The organism is Magnetospirillum fulvum MGU-K5 (genome assembly GCF_000442515.1).
Classification (GTDB): Bacteria; Pseudomonadota; Alphaproteobacteria; order Rhodospirillales; family Magnetospirillaceae; genus Phaeospirillum; species Phaeospirillum fulvum_B.
Genome location: NZ_AQPH01000057.1, coordinates 1 through 24,212, shown reverse-complemented (window position 1 = coordinate 24,212; position 24,212 = coordinate 1). Strand labels below are relative to the sequence as shown.

27 protein-coding genes and 1 tRNA gene are annotated in these 24,212 nt (G+C 64.3%); 14 read left to right on the top strand and 14 right to left on the bottom strand.

The window, feature by feature from the left end; translation table 11 throughout:
- Positions 1-797, top strand: a 797-nt coding sequence (locus K678_RS13185) for an MMPL family transporter (RefSeq protein WP_021132960.1), incomplete at its 5' end; no start/stop codon positions are given.
- Between the two features lie 14 nt (positions 798-811).
- On the top strand, positions 812-1,924 hold the full coding sequence (locus K678_RS13180; protein ID WP_021132959.1) for an NADH:flavin oxidoreductase: 1,113 nt from the start codon (positions 812-814) through the stop codon (positions 1,922-1,924).
- Between the two features lie 225 nt (positions 1,925-2,149).
- Here the strand turns inward: K678_RS13180 and nifH are convergent, their stop codons facing one another.
- From nifH to fliN, 6 genes are all read right to left on the bottom strand, one after another.
- Entirely contained in the window at positions 2,150-3,028 is an 879-nt protein-coding gene (gene nifH, locus K678_RS13175; protein WP_021132958.1) for a nitrogenase iron protein, read from the bottom strand.
- A gap of 96 nt (positions 3,029-3,124) precedes the next feature.
- Complete coding sequence (locus K678_RS13170; protein WP_021132957.1) at positions 3,125-3,559, bottom strand: DUF6691 family protein; 435 nt, start codon at positions 3,557-3,559, stop codon at positions 3,125-3,127.
- Positions 3,556-3,999 carry a YeeE/YedE family protein gene (locus tag K678_RS13165; protein ID WP_021132956.1) on the bottom strand — a complete coding sequence of 148 codons (444 nt, stop codon included), beginning with the start codon at positions 3,997-3,999 and terminating at the stop codon, positions 3,556-3,558. Before K678_RS13165 ends, K678_RS13170 begins: the two co-directional genes overlap by 4 nt.
- A gap of 109 nt (positions 4,000-4,108) precedes the next feature.
- Entirely contained in the window at positions 4,109-5,266 is a 1,158-nt protein-coding gene (locus K678_RS13160; protein WP_021132955.1) for a hypothetical protein, read from the bottom strand.
- Between the two features lie 104 nt (positions 5,267-5,370).
- Complete coding sequence (locus K678_RS13155) at positions 5,371-6,456, bottom strand: cobalt-precorrin-5B (C(1))-methyltransferase (RefSeq protein WP_021132954.1); 1,086 nt, start codon at positions 6,454-6,456, stop codon at positions 5,371-5,373.
- Positions 6,443-6,730: a flagellar motor switch protein FliN gene (gene fliN / locus K678_RS13150; RefSeq protein WP_021132953.1), complete on the bottom strand. Its 288-nt coding sequence runs from the start codon at positions 6,728-6,730 to the stop codon at positions 6,443-6,445. The genes K678_RS13155 and fliN overlap by 14 nt, the downstream gene beginning before the upstream one ends.
- Positions 6,731-6,974: 244 nt before the next feature.
- Here fliN and K678_RS13145 point away from each other — a divergent pair.
- A tRNA-Thr gene (locus tag K678_RS13145) sits at positions 6,975-7,050 on the top strand.
- Positions 7,051-7,121: 71 nt separating this feature from the next.
- Here the strand turns inward: K678_RS13145 and K678_RS13140 are convergent.
- Positions 7,122-8,018, bottom strand: coding sequence for a LysR substrate-binding domain-containing protein (locus K678_RS13140; protein ID WP_021132952.1), 897 nt, complete (start codon positions 8,016-8,018; stop codon positions 7,122-7,124).
- A gap of 100 nt (positions 8,019-8,118) precedes the next feature.
- Here K678_RS13140 and K678_RS13135 point away from each other — a divergent pair, with 100 nt between their 5' ends.
- The 3 genes from K678_RS13135 to K678_RS13125 all read left to right on the top strand — a co-directional run bounded on the left by K678_RS13135 (position 8,119) and on the right by K678_RS13125 (position 11,436).
- Positions 8,119-9,561 carry a catalase gene (locus K678_RS13135; protein WP_021132951.1) on the top strand — a complete coding sequence of 481 codons (1,443 nt, stop codon included), beginning with the start codon at positions 8,119-8,121 and terminating at the stop codon, positions 9,559-9,561.
- A gap of 124 nt (positions 9,562-9,685) precedes the next feature.
- Positions 9,686-10,627: an ABC transporter ATP-binding protein gene (locus K678_RS13130; RefSeq protein ID WP_039853140.1), complete on the top strand. Its 942-nt coding sequence runs from the start codon at positions 9,686-9,688 to the stop codon at positions 10,625-10,627.
- Positions 10,628-10,638: 11 nt separating this feature from the next.
- On the top strand, positions 10,639-11,436 hold the full coding sequence (locus K678_RS13125) for an ABC transporter permease (RefSeq protein ID WP_021132949.1): 798 nt from the start codon (positions 10,639-10,641) through the stop codon (positions 11,434-11,436).
- 131 nt (positions 11,437-11,567) lie between these two features.
- On the opposite strand, the gene K678_RS13120 is transcribed toward K678_RS13125, so the two are convergent.
- Positions 11,568-11,828, bottom strand: coding sequence for a hypothetical protein (locus K678_RS13120; protein WP_021132948.1), 261 nt, complete (start codon positions 11,826-11,828; stop codon positions 11,568-11,570).
- 245 nt (positions 11,829-12,073) lie between these two features.
- Between K678_RS13120 and K678_RS13115 the strand changes: the two genes are divergently transcribed.
- Complete coding sequence (locus K678_RS13115) at positions 12,074-12,337, top strand: DUF2312 domain-containing protein (protein ID WP_021132947.1); 264 nt, start codon at positions 12,074-12,076, stop codon at positions 12,335-12,337.
- Between the two features lie 7 nt (positions 12,338-12,344).
- Here K678_RS13115 and K678_RS13110 read toward each other — a convergent pair whose 3' ends face one another.
- Positions 12,345-13,490 carry a GGDEF domain-containing protein gene (locus K678_RS13110; RefSeq protein ID WP_021132946.1) on the bottom strand — a complete coding sequence of 382 codons (1,146 nt, stop codon included), beginning with the start codon at positions 13,488-13,490 and terminating at the stop codon, positions 12,345-12,347.
- A gap of 291 nt (positions 13,491-13,781) precedes the next feature.
- On the opposite strand from K678_RS13110, the gene K678_RS13105 reads away from it, so the two are divergent.
- The 5 genes from K678_RS13105 to K678_RS13085 all read left to right on the top strand — a co-directional run bounded on the left by K678_RS13105 (position 13,782) and on the right by K678_RS13085 (position 18,027).
- A complete protein-coding gene (locus K678_RS13105; RefSeq protein ID WP_021132945.1) occupies positions 13,782-14,813 on the top strand; it encodes a methyl-accepting chemotaxis protein in 1,032 nt (343 codons plus the stop codon).
- An 82-nt stretch (positions 14,814-14,895) separates the two neighbouring features.
- Positions 14,896-15,339, top strand: coding sequence for a hydroxyphenylacetyl-CoA thioesterase PaaI (paaI, locus tag K678_RS13100; RefSeq protein ID WP_021132944.1), 444 nt, complete (start codon positions 14,896-14,898; stop codon positions 15,337-15,339).
- Between the two features lie 90 nt (positions 15,340-15,429).
- Positions 15,430-16,758 carry a phenylacetate--CoA ligase PaaK gene (paaK, locus tag K678_RS13095; RefSeq protein ID WP_021132943.1) on the top strand — a complete coding sequence of 443 codons (1,329 nt, stop codon included), beginning with the start codon at positions 15,430-15,432 and terminating at the stop codon, positions 16,756-16,758.
- 46 nt (positions 16,759-16,804) lie between these two features.
- Positions 16,805-17,608 (top strand): N-formylglutamate amidohydrolase, encoded by an 804-nt coding sequence (locus K678_RS13090; protein WP_021132942.1) that lies wholly within the window; start codon positions 16,805-16,807, stop codon positions 17,606-17,608.
- On the top strand, positions 17,608-18,027 hold the full coding sequence (locus K678_RS13085) for an NUDIX hydrolase (RefSeq protein WP_021132941.1): 420 nt from the start codon (positions 17,608-17,610) through the stop codon (positions 18,025-18,027). The genes K678_RS13090 and K678_RS13085 overlap by 1 nt, the downstream gene beginning before the upstream one ends.
- 23 nt (positions 18,028-18,050) lie before the next feature.
- Here the strand turns inward: K678_RS13085 and K678_RS13080 are convergent, their stop codons facing one another.
- From K678_RS13080 to K678_RS13070, 4 genes are all read right to left on the bottom strand, one after another.
- Positions 18,051-18,476, bottom strand: a complete 426-nt coding sequence (locus K678_RS13080; RefSeq protein WP_021132940.1) for a hypothetical protein — start codon at positions 18,474-18,476, stop codon at positions 18,051-18,053.
- A 203-nt stretch (positions 18,477-18,679) separates the two neighbouring features.
- Positions 18,680-18,880, bottom strand: coding sequence for a hypothetical protein (locus K678_RS19535; protein WP_231376260.1), 201 nt, complete (start codon positions 18,878-18,880; stop codon positions 18,680-18,682).
- Positions 18,877-19,524 carry an alpha/beta hydrolase gene (locus K678_RS13075; RefSeq protein WP_231376259.1) on the bottom strand — a complete coding sequence of 216 codons (648 nt, stop codon included), beginning with the start codon at positions 19,522-19,524 and terminating at the stop codon, positions 18,877-18,879. Before K678_RS13075 ends, K678_RS19535 begins: the two co-directional genes overlap by 4 nt.
- Positions 19,521-19,853 carry a hypothetical protein gene (locus K678_RS13070; protein ID WP_021132939.1) on the bottom strand — a complete coding sequence of 111 codons (333 nt, stop codon included), beginning with the start codon at positions 19,851-19,853 and terminating at the stop codon, positions 19,521-19,523. The genes K678_RS13075 and K678_RS13070 overlap by 4 nt, the downstream gene beginning before the upstream one ends.
- 169 nt (positions 19,854-20,022) lie before the next feature.
- Here K678_RS13070 and htpX point away from each other — a divergent pair, with 169 nt between their 5' ends.
- A complete protein-coding gene (htpX, locus tag K678_RS13065; protein WP_021132938.1) occupies positions 20,023-20,934 on the top strand; it encodes a zinc metalloprotease HtpX in 912 nt (303 codons plus the stop codon).
- A 28-nt stretch (positions 20,935-20,962) separates the two neighbouring features.
- Here the strand turns inward: htpX and K678_RS13060 are convergent, their stop codons facing one another.
- Entirely contained in the window at positions 20,963-21,565 is a 603-nt protein-coding gene (locus K678_RS13060) for a thermonuclease family protein (RefSeq protein ID WP_021132937.1), read from the bottom strand.
- A 127-nt stretch (positions 21,566-21,692) separates the two neighbouring features.
- On the opposite strand from K678_RS13060, the gene alaS reads away from it, so the two are divergent.
- Positions 21,693-24,212: alanine--tRNA ligase (gene alaS, locus K678_RS13055; protein WP_021132936.1), on the top strand; the 2,520-nt coding region annotated here is incomplete at its 3' end.

Below are 24,212 nucleotides of genomic sequence, written 5' to 3'. Positions count from 1 at the left end.
CGATGGTCGATGCGATGAAGAAGTCGATTGCGGGTACCAATGGCGGCGATCCCCGCTGGTACGCGATCAGCCGCGACCGCTATGTCTCGAACGCGGTCTACAAGATGATCCCGCCCGAGCTGCATAACAGCGATTGCTCGATGGTGCCGGTGATGCTCTATCTGACCGATCACAAGGCCGAGACCCTGACCCGGGTGATCGAGGAATCCGAGCGTTTTGCCGCCCGGGTCAACAATCAGGAGATTCAGCTCCTGCTCGCCGCCGGGACTGCCGGGATCGAGGGTGCCACCAACATCGTCATCAAAAGCGCCGAGCGGACGATGCTGTTCCTGGTCTATGGCATCGTCGCGATCCTGCTGCTGTGGGAATTCCGCTCGTGGCGGGTGGTGGTGGCGATCATGTTCCCGCTCTACATTACCTCGGTGCTGTGCGAGGCGATCATGGCCCAACTGGGTCTGGGGGTGAAGGTCGCCACCCTGCCGGTGATCGCGCTCGGCGTCGGGATCGGTGTCGATTATGGTATCTATATCTACAACCGGCTGGAATTGTATCTGGAGAGCGGTCTGTCGCTGCGGGATGCCTATGTCGAAACCCTGAAGACGACGGGAACGGCGGTGGCGATGACCGGACTGACGCTGGCGATCGGGGTGATGAGCTGGGTGTTCTCCGATATCAAGTTCCAGGCTGATATGGGGCTGCTGCTGACCTTCATGTTCCTGTGGAACATGGCGGGAGCCATCGTGCTGATCCCGGCGGTGATGGCGCTGTTGCAGCGCCGCTCGCCCCAAGCTGCGTGAAGGAGACGTCCGCGATGACCATTCCGACCTCTTCGACCGAGGCGCTGTTCCAGCCCTTCGCCTGCAAGTCGCTGCATCTGCCCAACCGGATCGTGATGGCGCCGATGACCCGCTTGTTCAGCCCCGACGGCATCCCGACCCAGGCGGTCGCGGATTACTATCGTCGCCGTGCCGAGGGCGATGTCGGGTTGATCGTTACCGAGGGCACGGTGATTGACCGCCCCGCCGCCCGTAACGATCCCAACATCCCGCTGTTTTACGGCGCGGCGCTGGAGGTGTGGCAGGCTGTCGTCGATCAGGTCCATGCCGCCGGGGGACGGATCGCGCCGCAAATCTGGCATGTCGGCGGGGCTGCCAATCCGTCAAAGCCGTGGCAACCGCCGGGCGGCCTGGAAAGCCCCTCGGGCTTTATCGGTGCCGACACGCCGACCGGACGGGTGATGAGCGAAGAGGATATCGCCGACACGATCGCGGGCTTTGGCCGGGCGGCGGCGGCGGCACGGCGGATCGGCTTTGACGCGGTCGAGATTCACGCCGCCCACGGCTATCTGATCGATCAGTTCTTCTGGGACCGCACCAACCGGCGCACCGATCACTGGGGTGGGGCGAGTCTGGCCGAGCGCAGCCGCTTCGCGATCGCGGTGGTCAAGGCGATGCGGGCGGAATTGGGGCCGAATCTACCGCTGATCCTGCGGGTGTCGCAATGGAAGCAGCAGAATTACCGGGCCCGGCTGGCGGAGACGCCGGACGAGTTGCGGCAATGGCTGGAGCCGCTGGCCGAGGCCGGAATCGACATCTTCCATTGCTCGCAGCGCCGCTATTGGGAGCCGGAATTCGCGGGCTCAGACCTTAACTTCGCCGGGTGGGTCAAGAAGGTCACCGGCAAGCCGACGATCACCGTCGGTTCGGTCGGGCTGTCGGGCGAATTCCTCGGCGCGTTTAGGGGCGAGGGCGCGCAACCGGCGGGGTTCGACGATGTGATCCGGCGGCTGGAGCGCGAAGAGTTCGATCTGGTCGCGGTCGGTCGGGCGTTGCTGACCGATTGGGAATGGCCGATCAAGGTGCGCGACGGTCGCTTCGACGAATTGCGGCCCTTCGCCCGCGAGGATTTGACGGTTCTCAGCTAAACAAAAAATAAAATAATGTGGAAATAAATCCAGGTTTTGACTTTTTAGCGGATGTCGGCGTTTGGTGATTTGACCGGGTGCCGACAAAAAATAGTCTGGAACCGGCCAAGTTTTGTCATGAACCGGACAGAGGCAATACGGACCAGAGCCCAAAACGGCAAGGCCCCCTGCCGCGATCGCGACAGGGGGCCTCTGGTCGGAAGGCGTGTCGGCCCTCGAATGGTATTAAACCCCGGCGGCGTCCTTGGCCTGAATTTCGGCCAATTGCTCCTCGTCCGACTTCATGATGCCGAATTCGACCAGCATATCCTCCAATTCCTCCATCGTGATCGGGGTCGGAATGGTGCCCTTGCCGCCATTGGCGTGGATTTTGGTCGCAAGCGCGCGGTATTCGTCGGCCTGGGTTGAATCGGGGGCGTACTGGATCACGGTCTGGCGACGCAGTTCGGCGTGCTGAACGATGTTGTGGCGCGGCACGAAATGGATCATCTGGGTATTGAGCCGCTTGGCCATCGTCTCGGCCAAATCGAGTTCGCGGTCGGTCTGGCGTTCGTTGCAGATCAGGCCGCCGATGCGGACGCCACCGACCCCGGCATATTTCAAAATGCCCTTGGCGATATTGTTGGCGGCAAACAGCGCCATCATCTCGCCGGACATCACAATATAGATTTCCTGGGCTTTGTTCTCGCGGATCGGCATCGCGAAGCCGCCGCAGACCACGTCGCCCAGAACGTCATAGGAAACATAGTCCACGTCTTCGTAGGCACCATTTTCTTCAAGGAAGTTGATGGCGGTGATGACGCCGCGACCGGCACAGCCGACGCCCGGTTCCGGGCCACCGGCTTCGGTGCATTTGATGCCCTTGTAGCCAATCTTCATCACGTCTTCGAGTTCAAGGTCTTCGACCGAACCCGCTTCGGCGGCAAGATGCAGCACGGTGTCCTGAAGCTTGCAATTCAGGATCAGACGGGTCGAATCCGCCTTGGGGTCGCAGCCGACGATCAGAATTTTCTGACCCATCTCGACCAAGGCGGCGAGAGTGTTCTGCGACGTGGTGGACTTACCGATGCCGCCTTTGCCGTAAAACGCAATCTGACGAGGCATGGAGTTGGTCCTTTGTGACGGAGGAACGTGAAGGCACGTAAGATGGGTAAAGCACGTCCCGTGCCAACTTTTCCCCAATCCTGCCGTCGCCGCGTCCTATGGTCGGCGCGATCGGTTGATCGCATGGTGGAGAATCATCCCGGACGCCATCGCGGTAACGAAGACCATGGCGCGGGCATCGAACGCCAGCGCTTCGAGGGCGGGGCCGGGACACAAACCGGCTAACCCCCAGCCCAGCCCGAATATGGCAGCCCCCAGGATCAGGCGGCGATCAATCGGCAGGGCAGGTGGCGGCGGGAACGGCCGTCCGGTCAGCGACGCGCTTCTGCGCCCGCTCAGACGGTAAAACAGATAGGTCAGCGGAATGGCGGTCACCATCACGCCGATCAGGCTGGGGTCCCACGCCCCGAACAGGTCGAGGAAGCCCAGCACCTTGCGCGGGTCGATCATGCCAGAAATCGCCAGCCCAAGCCCGAACAGCGTTCCGCTGACCAGGGCGATGCCCAATCGGACAAAGGTTCCCCGGCTCATAGCCATTTCTCCACGGCGACGGTTGCGATGGCGCTGGCCATGAAGATTGCGGTCGCGACCAGCGACCGGGGTGACAGGCGGGCCAGACCGCAGATGGTGTGACCGCTGGTGCAGCCATTGGCCATCCGGGCTCCAAAGCCGACCAGAAATCCGGCCGAGGCGAGAAGCCAGGGGGAATCGGGAAGGAGCAAGTGGGGTTCGCCCCGCCACAGCGCGAACAGCGCACCGCCCACGGGAAGGCCCAGCAAGAACAGAAAGTCCTCTTTCCAGGTAGGAGGGACCTGCCCGGTCATTCCGGCGAAAAACCCGCTGATTCCGGCGATGCGGCCGTTCCCCAGCATCAATAAACCGGCGGCGAGGCCGATCAGCACTCCCCCGATGGCCCCGTTTGCAATCCCGTCGAGACCGGGGTGGCCTGTCAGGTGGAAATACACATCCATTCGTTATCCCCGTCGATCGGAAGCAGACGCGCCGCGGTTCATCCTCTCTATATTTTCTGGGGGCGTTGCGGGAAAAGAAAAACTTAAAAATATATAATGTAGCCCGGACTCACTTCGGCAGGTTCTCGTAAAAGCTGACAAGACCGGGCGCGGTCCGGCGACGGGCAGTGTCGCTGCCGCTGATCGTCTGGAGCAAACGGCGCAGAAACATCTTGTCGCATTTGGGGAGTTCGAAGAACGCCTTGACCGCCAGCATGTCCCCCGCCCGGACCGGAAGCTCGCGGATCGTCCGGACCATCCCGTCGCGCAGCGCGCCTTCGCGCGCTTGTTCGGCCCGGTTCTTGGGGGTGAATTCCTGCTGATAAAGCAAGGTGATGCCCCGCCAGGCCTCGGCCAGCACCTCCGCATCCCAGCGCAGTACGGCGTGAAGCAGCGGCAAATCCGCCTCGGTGGGGGGCACGAACCCGCCCTTGGCGGCGGCTTCGGCGAACAGGCTCCACGGGTCGTCCTTGCGCTTGGCCTTCGCCCCGACCCCTTCGGATTGATAGGCCGACCAGCGCGAATCCCAGGTTTCCAGGATCGGATTGTCTCTCTCGCCCGACTGAACGATTCCAATCAGCCGGTTGGCGCCGTTGTCGCTCCAGTCGCGGCGGGTCTCCAACTCGCGGATGCGCCGGGTGGTGCGGATGTCGGGCAGAACATGAAGACGCAGCAGGGTTTCGTAACAGGCGGCGAACCCGGGGGCGAGCACGAACGGCACCGGGACGTGGGGGCGCAGGCTGGCATGGTTGGGGCCGACCACGATCGTCTGGAGCGACTGTCGGGCATAGCGGGACAGGCATTCGTCGAACAATTGCTTGAACGAGGAAAAGACGATCTCGCTCTCGATATCCTCCGGCGGCGGGGGAGGGGCGACCTTGACCGCGACACGGCGGGGCTTGCGCCGGACCAGATATTTCTGGGCCAGATCGAACAGCCGCCAGCGCTCGGCGCTCAGTTCCTCTTCGGTGCCGGGCGGCAGCAACGCCGCAAACTGATCGTCGGCAGCGGCGGCCAGCGCGTCCAGCCCGACTTTCGAGACCGCGCGGTCGAGAATCGCGTTGAACACCACCTCTAATTCGCGCGTCGTCGCCCAGGCCAAGGCGGTGGGGTCGACCAGGGTCATCCGGCGTAAAACCAGAATCTGAGTGATCGTCAGATCTTGGGTCAAAGCCAGCAGGTCGCCAACCTTGTTATCGAAGGTCGATCCGCGGCTGTGTGTTGTCATCGGTTCCAGCGGCTCCGTCCGCTCATCGGCTCAAACGGCCGGTCTCTGTCGATCGGAGGCGGATGATGGCACCGTGTTCCGGCCGGAGCAAGGCGCAGGGACGGTCAGGCCTCGCTGTCTCCGACCAAGCCTCCCTGACGGTCGAAGGCCAGCACATCCAGTACAATTTCAGGGCGGTCAAGGGTGGCGCGGGCGACCGCCGCGGCCTCGCGGGCGATCGCGTTGCCCAGGGGCAAGTTGCTGTCCTGGGCCAGTTCCAGCACTTCCAACGCGGTGTTGGCGGCGGCGGCGCGGGCGATCACCGCCGGTCCGGCCCCCAGACGGGCCAACATGTCGGCGAGCCGGGCCGGATCGACCTGACTGCGCTTCGAATGCAGGTCCAGGTGACCGGCGGCCAGCTTGGTAATCTTGGCGAAGCCTCCGGCGATCGTGACCCGCGCCACCGGATGGCGGCGCAGATAGGTCAGCATTCCACCGGCGAAATCGCCCATGTCGATGATCGCCTCGGGCGACAGGCCGTAATGGCGCACCACCGCCTTTTCCGAGGTGTTGCCGACGCATCCGGCGATGTGGTTGATCCCGGCGGCGCGGGCGACGTCGATGCCGCGCTGGATCGAATGAATCCAGGCCGAGCAGGAATAGGGCACCACAATCCCGGTGGTGCCGAGAATCGAAATACCGCCCAGGATGCCGAGGCGGGGGTTCCAGGTGCGGGTGGCGATCCGCTCGCCCTCGGGTACCGAGATCTCGATCTCTAGATCGGCAATCCCGGCGGCGGCGGCGACAAGCCCCATCAGCCGCCGTGGCACCGGGTTGATCGCCGGTTCGCCTACCGCCAGCGGTAGCCCCGGCTTGGTGACGGTGCCGACGCCGTCACCGGCGCGAAACAGCAAACCGCGTCCGGGTTCGCCCCGGCGTAGGGTGGCGACGATCGTGGCGCCGTGGGTGACATCGGGGTCGTCGCCCGCATCCTTGACCACGCCGGCGCGGGCCCAGTCGGGACCGGCCTCGGAAAAGGCCAAGGCGAACGAAGGTCTTTCGCCCCGGGGGAGGGTGATTTCAACCGGATCGTCAAAGCCGTGGCCCAGCAGCGCCCCAAGCGCCGAGCGGGTGGCGGCGGTGGCGCAGGCTCCGGTCGTCCATCCCGTGCGGAGGGGCTTGTCCGGGTCGGTCGGGTCAGTCGGCGGCACGTTTCAGAACTTCGGTGATGGTGACGGCAAGGTGATCTTCCACCACCACCACTTCGGCGCGGCAGATCCGCTTGCGGTTGACATAAAGATCGACCGGATCGTTGACCTTGCGGTCGAGTTCAACGACGGCGCCGCGACCCAGCTTCAGCAACTGGGCGATCGGCAGGGTCGCCGTTCCCAACACCGCCGACAGTTCGACGGTGACGTCGTAGACCGCCTCGCGGTTATCGGACAAACCCAGGGCTGCGTTGATCGCGTTGTCGGTATCGGCCATGTCGCGCTCCACCCACCGTCCGTTCGCCCCCGTTGGGCCCTTGGCGACAGGCCTTGCAACCATAGACTATTTTGTGGCGGCGATGAACCGAAGGATGGGGCTGGGCCGGGGCAGGGGGACGGTTCGATGATTTTAGTGAAAAAACTGTCGAGAAGGGGCTTGCACAGGGGGGAACCCTGTGGCATAAAGCGCGCCTCGCCGCTGACCGGCTCTGCCGCAAAACGACGAGATGAAAAGTGACGATGCTGCCGTAGCTCAGTCGGTAGAGCGTACCCTTGGTAAGGGTAAGGTCGAAGGTTCGATTCCTTTCGGCAGCACCATTTTTCTCCTAAAATATCAAGATGTTGCCGCAGGCCGTACCGCAAGGGGACGGCCTTTTTTGTTGCGTTTTTTATGCGCCCGGAACGGACAGGCCGCTGGCCCTGGCGACGATGCGGGCGGATTTCGCGATCAGGCGCAAGGCGTCGGGGCGGGGGAAGGCGCGACGGGCGATCAGGCGCAAATGTCGGCTGGCCCCGGCACCGGGCAGGCGGCGCAGGGTCAGCGCCCCGGCGTCGATGGCGGCCAGTTCCGGCAGCAAGGTAACGCCGTGTCCGCGTTCCACCAATCGGATCAGGGTGACCAGACTGGCGGCCTTGACGCTGGAATCAACCGACGCGGCACCGCACAGCGACAGAGCCTGATCGCGCAGGCAATGCCCTTCGGTCAACAGCAACAAGGTGCCGCGCTCGATTTCGGCCAGTGACGGCGCCGCGATCGCAGCCAGCGGGTGGTCGGGAGCGTGGGCGAGCAGGAACGGTTCGTCGAACAGGCTGTATTCAACCAACTCGCCTTCGTCGGCCGGAGTGGCGATCACGGCGGCGTCCAGTTCGCGGGTGCGTACCGCAGTGATCAGGTCGGGGGTCAGGCTCTCGCTGACGATCAATTCCAGCCGGGGGGCATCGTGTCCGACCTGGGCGATGAGGTCGGGGACCAGATATGGCCCCAGCGAGGCGATCAGTCCCAGCCGCAACGGTCCGGCCAGGGGATCGCGGAAGGCATTGGCGATGTCGCGGATCGCGGCGGCGTGGGCCAGGGCGTGGCGAGCCTCGGCGATGATCGCATCCCCTGCCGGGGTGGGGGCGATAGAGCGGCCATCGCGTTCGAACAGCACGATCCCCAACATATCCTCAAGCTTGCGGATCTGACCGCTCAAGGTCGGTTGCGAGACGTGAACGGATTCGGCGGCCCGGCGGAAATGGCGCAAATCGGCCAGGGCGACAAGATATTGGAGATCACGGAAGGTCATGGTTTGATAGGCTTAGCCTATCGTTGCGGCTGATTCAATCGATTTGATGCGATAAAAATGGGGAGATACACTCAACACTATCATAACTCAGGAGGGCAAGATGACGGAGCGTCCGACACTGACCACCTCGGCCGGCGCGCCGGTTTCCGATAATCAGAACAGCCTGACCGCCGGTCCGCGCGGCCCGGTGCTGCTTCAGGATTATCAGTTGCTGGAAAAGCTGGCTCACCAGAACCGCGAGCGGATTCCCGAACGGGTGGTTCACGCCAAGGGATGGGGTGCGCACGGCCATTTCACCGTCACCCACGATATCAGCCGCTATACCCGGGCCAAGCTGTTTTCGGCCGTCGGCAAGACCACGCCGCTGATCGCCCGCTTTTCGACCGTCGCCGGTGAAGCGGGAGCCGCCGATGCCGAGCGCGACGTCCGTGGTTTTGCGATCAAGTTCTATACCGAAGACGGCAATTGGGATCTGGTCGGCAACAACACGCCGGTGTTCTTTGTTCGCGATCCGCTGAAATTTCCCGATTTCATTCATACCCAGAAACGTCATCCCCGCACCAATCTGCGGTCGCCGACCGCGATGTGGGATTTCTGGTCGCTCAGCCCGGAAAGCCTGCATCAGGTGACGATCCTGTTCTCGGATCGCGGCCTGCCGCAGACGCCGATGCATATGAACGGCTATGGCAGCCACACCTTCAGCTTCTGGAACGATGACGGCGAGCGTTTCTGGGTCAAGTTCCACTTCAAGACCCAGCAGGGCCACCGCCACTTCACCAATGCCGAGGCGGCCGAAGTGGTCGGCCGCAGCCGCGAAAGCTATCAGGAGGCGCTGTTCGGCACGATCGAACGGGGCGAGTTGCCGAAATGGACCCTGAAGGTCCAGATCATGCCGGAACTCGACGCGGAAAAGACCTCGTTTAACCCGTTCGACCTCACCAAGGTGTGGCAGCACCAGGATTATCCGCTGATCGAGGTCGGCGAGATGGTGCTCGACCGCAATGCCGACAATTACTTCGCCGAGATCGAGCAACTGGCCCTGTCGCCGTCGAACATCGTTCCGGGCATCAGCTTTTCGCCGGACAAGATGTTGCAGGCCCGGCTGTTCTCTTATGCCGATGCGCACCGTCACCGTCTGGGGACGCATTACGAGGCGCTGCCGGTCAACGCGCCCCACAGCCCGGTGCACCATTATCATAAGGACGGGGCGATGCGGTTCTTCCGCAACGATACCGGCAATCCGGATGCGTATTACGAACCCAATTCGTTCAACGGTCCGGCCCAGGACCCGACGGTCAAGGAGCCGCCGTTGCGTCTCGCTGGCGATGCCGATCGCTTCGACCATCGCCAGGGCAACGACGATTTCAGTCAGCCGCGCGCTTTGTTCGCCTTGTTTGACCCCGGCCAGCGGAGCCGCCTGTTCTCCAATATCGCCGCGGCGATGGGCGGTGTCCCCGACTTCATCGTCGAGCGTCAGATCGCTCTGTTCGATAAGATCGATCCGGCCTATGGCGCCGGGGTGAGGGCGGCACTGGGACGGTGAGGACGCGGCCCCCGTTTCGTCATGGACCGGGGGCCGTTTCTCGTCGAGCCTATTGCGGGCTTTACCGATACCCTGCCCTGTGGAAGAGTGCGCGCTTTCCATCGGGATGGGAGCCGGTCAACCGATGATCCGTATCAGGAACCTGACTCATATCTACCCCGGCAGCCGCAAGGTTGCTCCGCACGTCGCGGTCTCGGATCTGTCGCTTGAGGTCCGCGAAGGGGAGTTCGCGATTCTGTCGGGGCCGAACGGAAGCGGGAAATCGACTTTGTTCCGCATCCTCTGTGGGCTGGCACGGCCCAGCGCCGGACAGGTCAGCATCGCAGGCTTTGACCTGTTGACCGAACCGGCGCGGGTGCGCGACGTCCTCGGCGTGGTGTTCCAAAGCCCGGCGGTCGACAAGCAACTGACCGTGGCCGAAAATCTGGCGATTCAGGCCGATCTTTATGGCATTCCCGCCGCCGAGTATCTGGCACGCCGCGATGAGGCGCTGGCCTGGACAGATCTGGGCGGGCGGCTCGACAACCGGGTCGAGACGCTCTCGGGCGGTCTGGCCCGTCAGGTCGAACTGGCCAAGGTGCTGATGACCAATCCCCGCGTGCTGCTGCTCGACGAGCCGACCACCGGGCTTGATCCGGTGTCGCGGCGCAACTTCCTCGAAGCCTTGCAGCGTCTGCATCACGAACGCGGCCTGACCATTCTGATGACCAGTCACGTCTTTTCCGAGGCGGAGGATGTCGATCGCGTCGCGATCATGCGCGAAGGCAAGCTGATGGCCTATGATACCCCCCAGGCGCTGCGGGCGATGATCGGCACCGAAATGGTGGTGATCCAGTCGCGCGACGCCAAGGTTCTGGCCGGGCGTCTTGAATCCGAATTGGGGCTGACCGCCTCGGTCGTCGGCGACGAGGTTCGGCTGGCCGAGACCGAGAATGGCGACAGCCTGCCCTTGCTGGAAAAGATTCTCCAGCGCTATCGCCCCGATATCCGCTCGATCTCGATCAAGCAACCCGGTCTCGACGATGTGTTCGTCCGCGTCACCGGCGCCGCCTCCGGCCAGGAATAAGAGGACCCAGCATGAGCTCGCTCGCCCGCGTTTCCCTGTCTCTGGCCCGTCGCGAGATGGTGCGCTTTTTCCGCCAGCCGCAACGGGTGATCGGCACCATCGCCCAGCCGTTGCTGTTCTGGCTGTTCCTCGGCTTTGGCTTCGCCGGATCGTTCCGCATTCCGGGGATGGAGAACGTCACCTATCTCGAATATTTCTATCCCGGCGTCATGCTGATGCTGATGCTGTTTTCGGCGGTGTTCTCGACGATCACGATCATCGAGGACCGTGATGCCGGGTTCCTTCAAGGCGTCCTCGTCGCGCCGGTGTCCCGGCTGGCGATCGTGCTGGGCAAGGTGATTGGGGCGACCTCGATCGCGCTGATCCAGACGATGATCTTTCTGGCCGCCGCGCCGGTGCTGGGGCTCAGCCTGGGATTGGGCGGCGTGGTGATGGTGGTGGGCGGCTTTGTGCTGGCTGGAATCGGCTTCTCGACGCTGGGCTTCCTGCTGGCCTGGGGGATGCGCTCGACCGCTGCGTTCCACGCCGTGATGATGGTGTTCCTGATGCCGCTGTGGATGTTGTCCGGTGCGCTGTTCCCGCTCGACAATGTGCCGACGGCGATGAAGGCGGTGATGCTGATCAATCCGGTCAGCCACGCGCTGGAGATCATCCGCGCACCGTTCTACGCCGAACCCGCCGCCTTGCTGTCGGACTCGCATTATCTGCTGGCGCTGGCGATTTCGGTGGTGTGGGCGGTGGGCGGTCTTGCCCTGTCGATGATCCGGGTCAATCGCCGCGAGATCGGGCTGGCCCCGAAGGTGTCTTAAATACCGGCCTGATCCGTTGGCCGGTATTTAGCCGCCAATTCCGGCGGCGGCCAAGGGCGCGGATGCGCCCGCTTAGGCCGAGGGGCAATACGGCGGGTCAATTCATTGGCCAGTTGGTATTAAGTGTCGGGTTAGGCGAGGGCGGCGGCATCCTGTCCGCCGCCAATTCCGGCGACGTCCGCCAGTTCGGCCGAATCGAACATCATGTTCATCTGATCGGGGGACAGCGTCCCCTCGGCACACAATTCGCGCACCAGGGCGGCCAGGGTGGCGCGATCGGGACAGGTCGGGACCGGGGCTGACCGCACCGCATCCTTCTGGCTTTGCGGAACGGACGAAAAATATCCGCCGATCGCCAAGTCAAGCCAGTCAGGGGCGATATCGAAGGTCATGCCGCAGGCTCCTTGCCCAGTTGCGGAGGGTCACCTGAAAACAATGCGCAATCGCCGTGCCAAGCCGATAACCCAGTCTTTCCGCCAGGATCGCTTGGGATAAGGGGACGGGCGGCAGGAATGACCCGGCATTTTTTACCGGGAGGGCCGCAAAGCGCCGATCACACGGCGCTGCGACCGGCTTGAACCGGGGCCAAGGCTTGGCTATGGTCGGCAACTTGCTTTCATCTCTAGGACCGCGCTTCATGAGCGAAGACACCAGCAGCAACGAAATCGGCGGTATTGCCGCCGACGCCCTTCGCCAGTTCGTCGACCGGATCGAACGGTTGGAGGATGAGAAGAAGGGGCTGTCCGACGACATTAAAGACGTCTATGGCCAGGCCAAGTCGCAGGGCTTTGACGTCAAGGTTCTGCGCAAGATCATTTCCCTGCGCAAAAAAGACCGTCAGGAGCGTGAAGAGGAAGAGCAGATTCTCGCGCTCTACCTCGCCGCTTTGGGCGAAGCCTGACCCTCGGTCAGATCGTGGCGGGGGCGGCCTGTCCGTCCCCGGCCCGTCGCCCGTCGGCGCGGGCCACCAAATCTTCCCAGCTTTCCGCGTGATCGGCCCGCCGTTCGGCGGTTCCGGCGGTGACGAGCAATGGCCCGCCATCCGGGCGCGGCCCCAATCCCCCGGCGCACATCCGCTCCATCGCCCCAGCCGCGCCGGGGCCGCCGGAATTGGGCATCATCGCCAGGAACTCTGCCTCCCCCCAACGGATCAACAGATCGCCGCGCCGCAGCACCAGCCGCAGCGCCTGGGCGACGGTTGAGAGGGCGGCATCGCCTTCCTCGGGGCCGTATTGTTCGCTCAGTCCGGCCAGATCCTCGATGCGGACCAGGGCCACCGCCAGCGGCGCCTCGACCCTCTGGGCGGTAATGAAGCTTTGCGCCAGCAGGATTTCGCCGATCCGGCGGCTATAGGTGCCGGTGACCGGATCGAACGCCCCTTCATCGACAAGACGGTCGAGAAAGCGGAGCTGGCTCATCCCGGCCAGGGTCGCCACCACCGTCAGCAACAGCAGCAACCATTGCGCCCCCAGATGCGAGGCGAAGGGCAGAAGCTGGGAACTCATCAATCCGGTCAGGAAATAGGCCAGCAGCGGGCCAAGCCCGAGCAGGGCTCCCTCTAACGCCGAAACCGGGAACATCGCCAGCCCGGCAACCATCACGAAGGGCAGGAAGGCATATCCGGCGGCCACCACCTGCTGCTCGGGACTGAGCAGGGGGAATTGCGCCAGCAAGGGGTGGCTGATCAGGAAGAACAAGGTGGGGATCGCCAGCAGCCACACCAGGGACAGGGTGGCGGCCTGGGGGCTGTCGGTTCGGCGGAACGACAGCGCCAGCAGGATGAAGGCAACGCTGGCCAGCACCCGCAACGCGGCGAGATACAGCGCCATCGTCGTCTTGAAGATCGCCAGATCGAGCGGAATCCACAGCAGGGTCAGCACGGCGAACACCGAGGCGACGAGACGGACCCGGCCCAGGATCAGCCGGGCACGGCGACGGCGCAACGCGTCGCTAAATCCGATCGGTGTCAGAAGGGCAATCACGGACTTGACCGATTCTGCGGCCAGCGTCTCGCGGATTTTGTTCCCCCACTCAGTGCCCAACGACGCCGTCACCCGTCCCCCGTGCCGAAAGATCGTCTTTCGACCCTACCTTTGGGCCGGAAGGGTTGCAAGGGAAACAACCCTCGTCACCATCGCCCGACAGCCCTTTCACTAAAGCCCGAAATTGCCTATGAAATGGGCTGCCGCGCTCTAATCCGGTGCACAGCAATCGGGCTGCGGTTCGGGAAATGGCGGAAACGCTGGGGACTGCGTCCGGCATATTTATTGCTGACATGTGACGTTGTCACGGTGAGCTACATTACGTTTCAAGCTGTGCCGGGCATTGCAAGGTAGGGGAACGGGATGATCGAACAATTGCTGGAAATCACGGGGGGCGTGGCGCAAGCCGCCGACGAGAAGATTCGTCGGATCAACGGCATTACCCGCCGATCCCGGATGCTGGCGCTTAATGCAACGATCGAAGCTAACCGGGTCGGCAATCTGGGGCGGGGGTTTGCCGTTGTCGCCGAAGAGGTTAAGGCGATTTCGAACGAAATCTCAGTGCTGACCGGATCGTTGCAGACCGATTTGCGCGGACGGCTCGACCACCTGTCCCAGTTCGGGACCGAGATGGCCGCGCGTATCCGCGAGGTGCAGGGCGAGCGCCTGTCCGATCTGGCCCATAACACCGTCGAGATCATCGACCGCAATCTGTACGAACGGTCGTGCGACGTCCGCTGGTGGGCGACCGATGCCGCCGTGGTCGATTGCGCCGCCGATCCCCGCTCCCGCGAGCTCAGCGCCGAGGCCAGCCGCCGGTTGGGGGTGATCCTCGATTCCTACACGGTCTATCTTGATCTGTGGGTCGCCGATGCCAACGGTAAAGTGATCGCCAACGGCCGCCCCGACCGTTATCCCGGCGTGGTCGGTACCGACGTGTCGGGCCAGTCCTGGTTCCGCGAGGCGATGGCGACGGCCAGCGGGGCTGATTTCGCCGTGGTCGATATCGAGCGGGCCGGGGGGCTGAACCAGTCGATGGTGGCGACCTATGCCACCGCGATCCGCGAGGGCGGCGATATCGACGCCAAGCCGATCGGGGCGTTGGGCATCTTTTTCGACTGGCAGAGTCAGGCGCAGGCGGTGGTTGACGGTGTTCGCCTCGCCCCCGAGGACAAAGCGCGCAGCCGTTGCCTTTTGCTGGATTCCCGCCATCGGGTGATTGCCGCCTCGGACCAGCGCGGCGTGCTGACCGAGATCTTTCCGCTGCGAACCGCATCGGGGACGATCGGCTATTACAGCGACATCGACGGCAACCTGATCGCCTATGCCAAAACCCCCGGTTACGAGACCTATGCCGGTCTGGGCTGGTACGGCGTCATTATCCAGCGCGAATAGTCCCCGACCGGCTTGCGTCGGCGCCGTCAAGCCGGTATCACAATCGCCTTCGGAATGGTGGACGCGGGACCGGGGGGGGACGATGACCGACCACGCCAAGGCCCAGGCCCTGGCCGAACGTGTGGGCGCGGCGATCCGCAAGCGCGATAATTCGTCACGCTTTCTGGGCGTGTCGCTCGATGCGATCGGACCTGGTTATGCCCGCCTGTCGATGACCGTGACCGAAGACATGCTGAATGGCGTCGGAATCTGCCATGGCGGATTCACCTATAAGCTGGCCGACGACGCCTTTGCCTATGCCTGCAATTCCCATGGCCGCGTCGCCGTCGGCCAGAATTGCACCATCACCTATCCCGCCGCTGCCCATCTGGGCGACCGCCTGACCGCCGAAGGCCGCGAGGTCTTTCGCAAGGGGCGGAGCGGAACCTATGACGTCATCGTCACCACTCAGACCGGCGACGTGGTGGCTCTGTTTCGCGGCCAATGCCGTATCCTCGACGGCCATATTCTCGAGGAAAATCCATGATGCCCGCCACGGCGGAGTCCGCCCGGCCATCGCCCGCCACCGTCCCCGTCCGTCGGGGCCGGCGCCATACCCGCAAGGGAGGAAGTGTCCTTGTCCACCAGTCTTGATCGCCGCAGCCCGCCTTCCCCTGATATTCTCGACCCGATCGAGACCGCCAGCCGCGACGAGATCACCGCCCTCCAGACCCGGCGGATGAAGTGGTCGCTGAACCACGCTTACACCAATATCGAGCATTTCCGGCTGCGTTGTCAGGCCAAGGGCGTTCATCCCGACGACTTTACCGAGTTGAAGGATCTCGCCCGCTTCCCCTTCACCTCGAAGGACGATCTGCGCCAGACTTATCCCTTCGGCATGTTCGCGGTGCCGATGGACGAGGTGGTCCGGGTCCATGCCAGTTCGGGCACCACCGGCAAGCCGACGGTGGTCGGCTATACCCGCAACGACATCGACATGTGGGCCGAAGTGGTGGCGCGCTCGATCCGCGCCGCCGGTGGCCGCCGTGGTGACAAGTGCCACGTCTCGTATGGCTATGGCCTGTTCACCGGCGGGTTGGGGGCGCATTACGGCGCGGAACGGCTGGGCTGCACCGTGATCCCGATGTCGGGCGGGCAGACCGAAAAACAGATTCAGCTGATGATGGATTTCAAGCCCGAGATCATCATGGTCACCCCCAGCTATATGCTGGCGATGGCCGATGCGATGGACCGGATGGGAATCGGCGCGAACAATAACCCGCTGAAGATCGGCATTTTCGGGGCCGAGCCCTGGACCGGGGCGATGCGGGGCGAGATCGAGACCCGGCTGGGGATCGACGCGGTCGATATCTATGGCCTGTCCGAGGTGATCGGCCCCGGCGTTGCCAGCGAATGCATCGAGACCAAGGACGGCCCCCATCTGTGGGAAGATCATTTCTATCCCGAGGTGATCGACCCCACCACCGGCGAGGTGTTGCCCGACGGCCAGATGGGCGAACTGGTGTTCACCAGCCTGACTAAGGAAGCGATGCCGGTGATCCGCTATCGCACCCGCGATTTGACGATGCTGCTGCCCGGCACCGCGCGCAGCTTCCGCCGCATGGGCAAGATCACCGGCCGGTCCGACGACATGCTGATCATTCGCGGCGTCAACCTGTTCCCGACCCAGATCGAGGAACTGGTGCTGCGCGATACGCGCCTGTCGCCGCATTACCAGATCGAAGTCTCGCGCGATAACCACCTCGATCAGGTGACGGTCAATGTCGAATTGCGGGCCGATCAGGCTCCGGATACCAGCCTTAACGACTCGATCACCCGCGATCTGCAACACCGGATCAAGGCGCTGATCGGTATCACCACCCGCGTCCGGGTGTTGCTGCCGGATTCAATCGAACGCTCGATGGGCAAGGCGCGCCGGGTGATCGACATGCGCTCGCCGGGGTAAACCGACAGGCTCGAAAGTCGGGGCGGGTCCGGGCTATAGTGCCGGGATGTTGACCTTTCTGCCCGACCCCGACACGTGCCATCCCGCCGACCCCGCGCCGTTCACCCTGATCCAAGGCCCGCCCGGGGCGCGGGTTCTGCTGGTGTGCGATCACGCTTCGGCGGCGATTCCGTCATATTATGGCGATCTGGGCCTGGATCCCGCCGACCGGTTCAGCCATATCGCCTGGGACAGCGGCGCCGCCGAGGTCACTAAGGGGCTGGCGGCGCGGCTGGGCTGTCCGGCGGTGCTGGGCGGGGTCAGCCGATTGCTGATCGATTGCAACCGCCAGCCGGGCGATCCCTCCTCGATCCCGTCCGTGTCCGGTGGCATCGAGGTTCCGGGCAATCGTGCGGTCGATGAGGCCGAGGCCGACCGCCGTGCTCGCCGCTGGTTCTGGCCCTATCACACCTGCATCGGAACCCAGATCGGCCATCTGTGGCGTCACGGTTCTCCGCCAGTGCTGATCGGCCTCCACAGCTTTACCCCGCAAATGCTGGGACAGAAGCCGCGCCCCTGGCATATCGGGGTGCTGTGGAACCGCGATCCCCGTCTGGCCGGTCCGGTGCTGGCCGCGCTGCGGACGCGGTCGGATCTGATCGTCGGCGACAACCAGCCTTATTCCGGCCGCGAGATCAATTATACCCTCGACACCCATGCCGGAGCCGCCGGGTTGGCCCACCTGTCGTTTGAAATCCGCCAGGATTTGCTGGCCGAACCGGGAGGGACAGAAGCCTGGGTCGCGCGGCTGGCCGACCTGCTGATTCCAGTGCTGGCCGATCCCGATCTGTATCGGGCCGAGGTGTATTGATGTCGCGCTCTTATCCCGACCATCCCCTGCCGGGGGTGCTGGCCCTGCTTGAACGAGACGATACTCTGTTGCTGGTGCTGCGCGCCCACGAGCCGGACCAGGGCAAATGGGGCTTTCCCGGCGGGCTGATCGAACTGGGCGAAACCGTGGCCGAGGCAGCGCTGCGCGAATTGCAGGAGGAAACCGGCCTGATCGCCAAGGCCGGGCCGGTGATCGACGTGTTTGACGTGATCGACCGCGACGAAGCGGGGCGGGTCCGCTATCACTTCGTTCTCAACGTGGTGCGCTGTTCCTGGCGGGGCGGCGAGGCAGTGGCCGGGGATGATGCCGCCGCAATCGGCTGGTTCGACCGGGCCGATTTGCGTGACGGCGACCCGCGCTTTAGTGTCAATGTCGGTCGGCTGGCCCGTCTGCCCTGACCCGCAGTTGCGACAAGGACCGCTTAGAACAGATAGTTCATCACGCTGCCCGGGCGGACCGTGTTGGGCGAAGTGATGCGGATGCTCTGTTCATAAACCCCGATCCCGCGCAGTACCTGATCGAGGAACAGGGTGGGCAGTGCGTGAGACGAATCCTCGTCATTGGACGTCCCGGCCAGGAGAATCTTGCCGAACGCGCTGCGCCACAGCGGGGTATCCTGTCGCTCACGTGGGTCGCGCTGGCGGCCACCATCGGGACTGACGTTCGAATCCTGCTGATAGCGCAGCAGGGTTTCTTCGCCCAGGCCGGTCTGGTGGGCGTAATCAAGCCGCTCGACATCGTCACGCGAGGTTGACGCGACATTCCGGCCGCCGGAGCCAATGCGGGCGGTTGCCGCTGCGACGCCGGACGCGGAAACCGCGCTGACCTGTTTCGTGCTGAGTGCCATTGCGCCACCTGGGCGAACATATAGACAGACTAACCCATCCCCACATTATCGATCGCACCCGCAAAATGGAAGGGTGAACAAGTGGGGAGGGGGGAGTCTTCATGCCCCTCAATCGCCGGGCACCGCCTCCGGCGGTTTGGCTTTCGCTCGCATGGGCTCGCGGGCGCTGTTCGCGCCAGTCGCTACGCTCCAAGGTTTGCCCCTCAATCGCCGGGCACCGTCTCCGCCTTTTGGGCCGCGGCATCTCCGCCAAAGCCCTGGGCGGCCAGCCAGACGAGGATGCGGTCGGCGGTTGGCTGCCACCAGGCCGAATCCAGCATCAGCCCGTGTGGCGCGCCGTCGAAAATCTCCAACTCGGCACCGTAAAACGCGGCGGCTTCGCGCAGATCGGCGGTCGGGATCATCGGATCGGCGCTTCCCCCAGCACCAGCACCGGGCGGGCGGGGGCCGGTCGGCGCGGCGGCGGCGGGGTCATCAGTTCCAAGCTGATCGTGTGCGATTCGGTCTGGAATTGGGGGAGCAGGCGGGCGACCTCGGCGGCGGGGGTCGCGTCGGACAAAATCGCCCGGCGGATCACGTCGCTGGTCACCGCCGACGGCCCCAGGCTTTGCAGCAGCCCGAATTGGACCATCAGATCGGGCGAGGTCATCATCAAGGTCATTGCCGAATTGGCCAGACCCGAGGGCGGCACGCTGGCCAGCAGCACCAAGGCGGCGACCGAATCGCCATCGCCGAAGCAATGTTGGGCGACGATTCCGCCCATCGAATGGCCGACCAGGATGCAGCGGCCGCCCAGATGGGCGATGGCGGCGCTGACGTCCTGGACATAATCGGACAGGGAGGCGAGGGCAAGATCGCCTTCGCTGTCGCCGTGCCCGCGCAACGACACCGCATAGGCGGCAAATCCGGCCCGGGCGAAGTAGGGCAGGAAGGTTTCCGACCACACCCAGGCCCCGCAATAGGAGCCATGGACAAACAGGATCGGCAGCCGTCCCGGACTCTCGGTCGTGGGGCGGGCGTGCAGCAATTCGAGGCGGGGCGCGCTCATAGGCCTAACGCGCGTTTGATCCGGGCGAACAGACCGGGTGGCGGGGCTTTCGCCGCATTTTTAGGGCGGGGATAGGGCGGTGGCGGAGCCGCAATGCGCCGGGGCGCGGCCTTCGCTTTCCAGTTCGGGTTGGTATAAGCGTGGATCAGCCGAAACCCGCCATCGTCGCGGACGGCGTAATAGGCCACCTTGCGCAGCGTCGGATCGGCCTGACACCGCCGCCGGGCATCGGCATCGGCCGCCTCGCGGTCAAGGATGTCGGAGGAATAATCCAGTCTGCCCTCGCGCAGATCCTGCTCGTCTTTGCAGCTATAGATTTCGGTGACCATTGCGGGGCAATCCTAAAACCAAAGGTCGCAGCCCAGGATCATAGAGGCCCGGCCGCATCCGCCGCAACATCCGGCTGCGCCTAGGGGTGATGGGCCTGACACGGCTTGCATCCGGCGAATTTTGCCCCAAATTGGTCGAGCCCTTGCAACGAGCCGATGGTCCGTCATCATGAATTACACCCGCACCGCCCTTCTGCTTGCCGCTTTGACGGCCTTTGTCCTTGTCCTCGGCTGGATGCTGGGTGGCAAGACCGGTCTGGTGATCGCGCTGCTCGCCGCCGCCGGAATGAACCTGTACGCCTATTGGAATTCCGACAAGATGGTGCTGTCGATGTATCAGGCCCAGCCGGTCGATCGCACGACCGCGCCGGTACTGGTCGGCATCGTCGAGCGGCTGACCGCCCGCGCCGGAATGCCGATGCCTGCGGTCTATGTGATCGATCAGCCCCAGCCCAACGCCTTTGCCACCGGGCGCGACCCCGAGCACGCCTCGGTCGCCGCCACCACGGGCCTGTTGGCGATGCTGTCGCCCGAGGAACTGGAAGGGGTGATGGCCCACGAACTGGCCCATGTCCATAACCGCGACACTCTGATCATGACCGTCACCGCCACCCTGGCCGGGGCGATCGGGATGTTGGCCAATTTCGGGATGTTCTTCGGCGGCAATCGCGACAATGGCGAGGAAGGCGGCGGCGGGCTCGGCACCGTCGGCACCATTCTGATGGCGATTCTCGCCCCGCTGGTGGCGATGCTGGTCCAGATGGCGATCTCGCGCACCCGTGAATACGAAGCCGACGCCGCCGGGGCTGAAATCTGTGGCAATCCGCTGGCGCTGGCCTCGGCGCTGGCCCGGCTGGAGCAAGGCGCGGGTGCGATCCCCAACGCAGTGGCCGAGGGCCATCCCGCCACCGCCCATCTGTTCATCGTCAATCCGCTGACCGGATCGGGTCTGGCCCAAATGTTCTCGACCCATCCGTCAATGGCCGACCGGATCGAGCGCTTGCAGGCGTTGGCGGGGTTCACCGCTGGTCCGGCCCGTTCGGCCTGGGGTGGCGGCAAGACCCCCGGCCCCTGGGGCTGACCTTACGCCATCCGTCGCGGGGCCATCGTCAATTGTCGGTGGCCTTGCGCTTTGCTGCGTCCCAATCGCGGGGGAGGATGATCTCGGGTGCCCACAGCCCCCGTTTGGCATTGATCGCCTGAAGCTGCGGCTCTTCGTACGGGCCGTCCTTGGCGGCGCGGGCAACCCCGGCCAGGATCAGCAGGCGGCCGAGGTCGCCGTCCAGGGTATGACAGCGCCCCCATAATTGCCCGCTTGCGACATCAACGATCTCGCAGGCAACGCCGCCCCGGACCAGATCGGCCATCTTTTTGCGGGTGGGGCGGGCGCAATCAAAGTCTTCGCGGCTGACCCGGTTGCCGCACAAATCCTTGCGCCCTGGTACGGTGATGCCGACCAACTCGATCGACAGGCCGTGGAGCTGAATCGAGCCGGCATCGAATCCCTCGACCCGACCCCAGACGCAGGCCGCTCCCTCGCTATCCTCGGCGCAGCGGGGAAGCGACGGCGGAGACGGGGCGGCGACGGGAGGCAGAGCGGCCGATGGCACCGACGCGGCGGTCTGACTCTGGGCGGAGGCGGGGGGCGCTGGGGCGGCCCAAACCGGAACGGCCAACAGCGCAGAGAGGACGATGGCAAGAGAGACACGCATGACGCGAGCATAACATGGACGGTTCGGGGACGCCAAATCCTGGACAGGGCCGAGGGGCGCGGGGTAAAAAGACCGGCTTTATTCCGGCCCGGCCGTTCGCCACCGCCCCTTTTTGTTCAGGACCGCCATGCAGACCGCCAACGACATCCGCTCTACTTTCCTCGGTTTCTTTGAGAAGAACGGCCACGCGGTCGTGCCGTCGAGCCCGCTGGTCCCGCGCAACGACCCAACCTTGATGTTCACCAATGCCGGGATGGTGCAGTTCAAGAACGTCTTCACCGGGGTTGAAAAGCGCGATTACGTCCGCGCCACCACCGCGCAGAAGTGCGTTCGCGCCGGTGGCAAGCACAACGATCTCGACAATGTCGGCTATACCGCCCGGCACCATACCTTTTTCGAGATGCTGGGCAATTTCTCGTTCGGCGATTACTTCAAGGACCACGCGATCGAGCTGGCCTGGACCCTGATCACCAAGGAATTCGGCATCCCCGCCGACCGGCTGCTCGTCACCGTCTATCATGACGACGACGAAGCGTTCGGCCATTGGAAAAAGATCGCCGGTCTGCCGGATTCCCGCATCATCCGCATTCCCACCTCGGACAATTTCTGGGCGATGGGCGATACCGGGCCGTGCGGTCCCTGCTCGGAAATCTTCTACGATCACGGCGACCACATCGCCGGTGGCCCGCCCGGCAGCCCCGACCAGGACGGTGACCGCTTCATCGAAATCTGGAATCTGGTGTTCATGCAGTACGAGCAGGTCGATAAGGCGACCCGCGTCGCCCTGCCCAAGCCCAGCATCGACACCGGCATGGGGCTCGAGCGTCTCGCCGCCCTGCTTCAGGGCAAGCACGACAATTACGATGTCGATCTGCTCCGCTCGCTGATCGAAGCCTCGGCCGATGCGTCGAACACCGATCCCGACGGCCCGTTCCGGGTGTCGCACCGGGTTGTCGCCGACCACCTCCGCTCGTCCGCCTTCCTGATCGCCGACGGGGTGCTGCCCTCGAACGAAGGGCGCGGCTATGTCCTGCGCCGGATCATGCGCCGGGCGATGCGCCATGCTCACCTGATGGGCGCGACCGAGCCGATGCTGTGGAAGCTGGTGCCCGCGCTGACCCGTCAGATGGGCGCGGCCTATCCCGAACTGGTGCGCGCCAACGCCCTGGTGACCGAGACGCTGCGGCTGGAGGAAACCCGCTTCAAGACCACCCTCGATAAGGGGTTGAAGCTGCTGGAAGAAGAAACCCAGCGGCTGGGTGCCAATACCGAACTGCCGGGCGAGGTTGCCTTCAAGCTGTATGACACCTATGGCTTCCCGCTCGATCTGACCCAGGACGCGCTGAAGGCGAAGGGGCTTGGCGTCGATACCGACGGTTTCGCGGTGGCGATGGAGCGTCAGCGCGCCGAAGCCCGCAAGGCGTGGGCCGGGTCGGGCGAAGCGGCGACCGAATCCTTGTGGTTCGAACTGCGCGAGAAGGTGGGTGCCAGCGAATTCCTCGGCTACGATTCGGAACAGGCCGAGGGCCAGATCGTCGCTCTCGTCGTTGATGGTCAGTCGGTCGAGACCGCTCCGGTCGGGGCCAGTGTCGCGGTGATCGCCAACCAGACTCCGTTCTATGGCGAATCCGGTGGTCAGGCCGGGGATAGCGGCACCATCACCCTGGCCGGGTCGAAGGCGACGATTACCGTCACCGACACCCAGAAGAAGCTGGGCGATCTGATCGTCCATTTCGGCATTGTCGCGGGTGCTCCGGTCGCGGTTGGGACCGATGGGGCCTTTGCGATCGATAGCGAGCGGCGCGCCGCGACGAAGGGGCACCATTCCGCCACCCACCTGCTTCACGCCGCGTTGCGCGATGCCTTGGGCGATCACGTCACCCAGAAGGGCAGTCAGGTCGGACCCGACCGGCTTCGCTTTGACTTCGCCCACAATAAGGCGTTGTCGCTTGAGGAAATCCGCGCCGTTGAAGACGCGGTCAACCGCCAGATTCGCGGTAACGCCCCGGTGACCACCACCCTGATGGGCCAGGACGAGGCGATCAAAGCCGGGGCGATGGCCCTGTTCGGCGAGAAATACGGCGACGAAGTCCGCGTCGTTGCGATGGGCGGGGCGGACAGCAGCCCGGCCTATTCGGTCGAATTGTGCGGCGGCACCCATGTCCACCGCACCGGCGATATCGGCGGCTTCAAGCTGGTGGGCGAAAGCGCCGTCGCCGCCGGGGTGCGCCGGATCGAGGCGGTGACCGGCCCGGCCTTCCTCGCCTGGGCTCAGGCGCAGGAAGAGTTGCTCCACCGCGCCGCCGACGTGCTGCGCGTTGCCCCGGCCGCTCTGCCGACCCGCATCGCCAGCCTGATCGAGGACCGCCGCAAGCTCGAACGCGAACTGGCCGACGTCCGCAAGCAACTCGCCACCGGCGGCAGCCAGGGCGCCGCGACCAGTTCGATCGGGGGCGTCACCTTTGCCGGTCGGGTGCTGGACGGCGTTCCCGCCAAGGATCTGAAAGGGATGGCCGACGAGATCAAGAAGCAGATCGGATCGGGCGTGGTGGCTTTGGCCTCGGCCGCCGACGGCAAGGCCTCGCTGGTGGTCGCGGTCACCGATGACCTGACCGCCCGCTTCAGCGCGGTCGATCTGGTTCGCGTC